This is a genomic window from Albidovulum sp. (assembly GCF_049646345.1).
Classification (GTDB): domain Bacteria; phylum Pseudomonadota; class Alphaproteobacteria; order Rhodobacterales; family Rhodobacteraceae; genus Albidovulum.
This window is the reverse complement of sequence record NZ_JBARVQ010000346.1, coordinates 1-3,585: the sequence shown is the minus strand read 5'-3', so window position 1 is coordinate 3,585 and position 3,585 is coordinate 1. Positions and strand designations below refer to the sequence as shown.

Genomic DNA, 3,585 nt, shown 5'->3' with positions numbered 1-3,585 from the left:
GGAGAGACCTTTGAAGTTGAAACGGCCGTCTTCGCAGACGCCACCTACCGGACGAGCTATGGCAAGTTCAGCTTCGGCATCCCGCGCAACGCCGCCAGCGCCGTCAGCCGCATGCCGGATCTCGGTGGCTCCAAGCTGGTATCGCTTGAACAGGACATTCTCACCGGCGGGATCGTTGAAGCGGTCTACCTTCTGGGCGACGATACTCCGATCGGCCTGCGTTACGACGCCGAATACGGAATGATGAAGGCTGCGGTTTCCTATCACCGCCTGTCCGACCTCGACACCAATGTGTTCGATCTTGCCATCGGCTACGATACCGGCAGGTTCTTTGCCAACGGGTCGTTGGAACTGGTCAAGCCGGGCGCGACCTCATCGCAATCGGCCATCCATGTAGAAATCGGCGCGAGCGCGGATCATTACGAGGCGGGCCTTGGCTATACCGGCGGCAGCAATGTCGTTCCCGATGCGCTCATGGCCTGGGCCACCTACCGCCCGATGGACCAGTTGGGGGTGACGGCGACCGTGCTCGACGTGGACGGAGCCAGCACGATTTACGGTCTGAGCGGAAAATATACGGTCTGGCAGGGGGCCTATGTTCAGGCCGGTGTAGTCGATACGACGAGTTCCGACGCGCTTTGGGATTTATCGCTCGGCTACCAGTTCTGAGCAGACGAACCTGACATCCAACGGCGCCCCCTACTGGGCGCGCCGTTTCTGTTGGCATGCCTTCAAAAGTGTCGGTCTGTTGTCGGGACTTTGCGGTCGTAGATCCAATGTGCCAATCGCCAGGAATCAAGCCGAAGGCGCTGGGCGAGCGCCTGCCCGTCCCGGCGGGCTGGAGCCTTTGAGACCGCGCGCCTCGCATGAGGTCAGAGGGGCTTTGCGGGTATAAACTGCCCTGAAGAAGCGTCGTCGCGGCACCCCACGGGCAGGCACCCGCCCGGCTTGTGTCTTGCAATTGGCAACGACCGCTCCGGGGCGCAAAGCCATTTCAAATCGCGCCGCCGCCACCTTCAGAAGCGCTTGACAGGATCGCGACGCCCGGCCATGGCATGGACATGCTCGACCTGCGCCCCGTCGGATATGTGATCGGCCTGTTGACCGCTGTGCTTGGGGTGACAATGCTCGTCCCGCTGGCCGTCGATTTCGCCTTTGGCAACGACCATTGGCAGGCGTTTTTGCAAAGCGCCCTTGTCACCACATTGGGGGGCGGATTGATGGCTCTGGCTTGCGCCAACCGGGTGGGGGAGCGGCTGTCGCTGCAGCAGACCTTCCTGATGGCGACCGGCGTCTGGGTTATCCTGCCGCTTTTCGGGGCCTTGCCCTTCCTGTTCGGAGCCACGGGCGCGCGGCCCGTCGATGCGGTGTTCGAGGCGATGTCGGGCCTGACCACGACGGGCGCCACGGTCTTTATCGGGCTCGACCTGATGCCAGAGGGGCTCTTGTTGTGGCGGTCGCTGCTGCAATGGTTCGGGGGCGTCGGGATCATCGTCGTGGCGATGGTGTTCCTGCCAGAACTTCGGGTCGGCGGCATGCAGATCTTCCGCTCCGAAGGCTTTGATACTGGCGGCAAGGTGCTGCCGCGTGCCGCGCAGATCGCCGCACAGATCATGGGGATCTATGTGGCGCTGACAATTGTCTGCGGTCTGGCCTATGTCAGCGTCGGCATGGATGGGTTCGATGCGGTGAACCACGCGATGACCACCATCGCCACGGGCGGCTTTTCCACATCAGACGCCTCATTCGGCCTGTTTCAGGGCGCGCCTGAATATGTGTCCTCAGTCTTCATGATTGTCGCGGCCCTGCCGTTCGTGCGGTATGTGCAACTGGTGGCCGGCAGCGCCCGACCGCTATGGCAGGACGCGCAGGTCCGGGGGTTCTTTGCCACGCTCGCGGTCCTGATCGCGGTGATCTGGGCCTACCGGGTGTTCCTGCGCGGCGACGGCATTTCCCATGCGTTCCGTGAAGCCGTCTTCAACGTGACATCCATCATCACCGGGACGGGATATGCAAGCGCCGATTATCAGCTCTGGGGGCCCTTCGCGATTGTGCTCTTTTTCTTCATCGGCCTCATCGGCGGCTGCGCCGGATCGACCTGCTGTTCGGTCAAGATTTTCCGCTATCAGCTGCTGATCGCCGCCGTCCGCGCCCAGATCCGCCGCATCCACTCACCCAACGGGGTCTTCGCGCCGCGCTATGCCGGACGACCGGTGACGGAAGAGGTCCTTTCCTCGGTCATGAGCTTTCTTGGCCTCTTCGTTGTCAGCCTTGGCCTGATTGCGGTGTCGCTGGCGCTGACGGGGCTCGATTTCACCACCTCGATTTCCGGTGCCGCGACGGCGATCGCCAATATCGGCCCGGGTCTGGGTGAGATCATCGGCCCGGCCGGGAACTTCGCGGCGATCAATGACGTCGCGAAGTGGATCCTGACCGTGGCGATGCTGCTTGGTCGGCTGGAACTGCTCGTTGTGCTGGTGCTCTTCCTGCCACGCTTCTGGCGGGCCTGAGACCCGTCAGTTCCAGCAGGAAACCAGGACCGCCATATCGCGGCCAAGCAATGTGATGTCCTCGGGCGCAAGGGCGGGTGAGGATTGCACTTCTGCCGTGCCTGAGGCCAGCCCCGCCGCCGCGAGCGCCGACTGGATCGCCGCTCCGTCCAGCGCCAGGCCGACATCGTCGGGCAGAACCCGGCCTGCATCGTCGTTGCGCGGCAGCAGCATACCGATCACATCGCCGCTTGCATCGATCACCGCCGCCCCGGCATCGCCGTCGAGCGTCCTGACCGAGAGACGTGTCTGGTTGTCCTCGCCACCCAGCCCCCGCGTATCGGCCAGCGTGCCGAAGGTCATCACCGCCGTGTCGAGCGCGTCGCCATAGGAAAAGCCCGCAACCGCAACCTCTGCATTGACCCGACCCGCGCCAAAACGGGCATAGGCCCGGGGGGCGAGCGTGGTGCGCGGTTTCAGGATGGCAAGGCCGGACCCATCATCATGCAAGGCCAGATCAGCCTCGGTGCCACCGTCGAGAGTCAGGCGACCACATCCGGCGACGACGTCGTCCGTGGTGGCAACCAACCCGCCTGCACTGACATAGAAGCCCGAGCGGGAGCGTTCCGGCCGCCGGACCTCAAGCCCCGCCATCAGATGGGCGTGATCCTCGGCCAGAGGCTCGCCCAGGCCTTCATCAAGGGCGGTGTCGCCCAAGGGACGGAATGCGGCCTTCATGACATCAACCGCGCGGGCGCCCATCTGAGCGTCCTTGGACGGCCAGACAAGGGTGAAGCCCTTGATCGTCCCGTTCTTCAGCTCGGCCTGGCTGTAGGACTGAATACTGTCATTCTCTCCAGCCAGCACGAAAGAGGTCGCACCTAGCCGCCGTTCGCCGTTGACGGGCACAATCTCCAGCGTCTGCATGATGTCATAGAGCCCGGCCAGCGTCGCCTGATCGCCCTTTTGCGAGATCAGCAATGCGCGGAAACCCGATCCGGCCCTTTCGCGATACTGCACGAAGGGCGGTTGATAACGGTCGAATTCAACCAACGCCATGGGCAGGGTAATTTCGACCCCGGCTTCGGTTTCGCTC

Annotated in this window: 3 protein-coding genes; 2 read left to right on the top strand and 1 reads right to left on the bottom strand. The window is 63.4% G+C overall.

Annotation, left to right across the window (positions count from 1 at the left end; all coding sequences use genetic code 11):
• Both WBB85_RS08650 and WBB85_RS08645 read left to right on the top strand, forming a co-directional pair.
• On the top strand, nt 1-669 hold a 669-nt coding region (locus WBB85_RS08650; protein ID WP_432638219.1), incomplete at its 5' end, for a hypothetical protein.
• 392 nt (nt 670-1,061) lie between these two features.
• Nucleotides 1,062-2,510, top strand: a complete 1,449-nt coding sequence (locus WBB85_RS08645; protein WP_432638220.1) for a TrkH family potassium uptake protein — start codon at nt 1,062-1,064, stop codon at nt 2,508-2,510.
• Between the two features lie 6 nt (nt 2,511-2,516).
• Here WBB85_RS08645 and WBB85_RS08640 read toward each other — a convergent pair.
• Nucleotides 2,517-3,585: S1 family peptidase (locus tag WBB85_RS08640; protein WP_432638218.1), on the bottom strand; the 1,069-nt coding region annotated here is incomplete at its 5' end.

Excerpts from the sequence above, each read along its gene's own strand:
- WBB85_RS08645 (WP_432638220.1), top strand. The coding sequence starts at position 1,062 with ATGCTCGACCTGCGCCCCGTCGGATATGTGATCGGCCTGTTGACCGCT.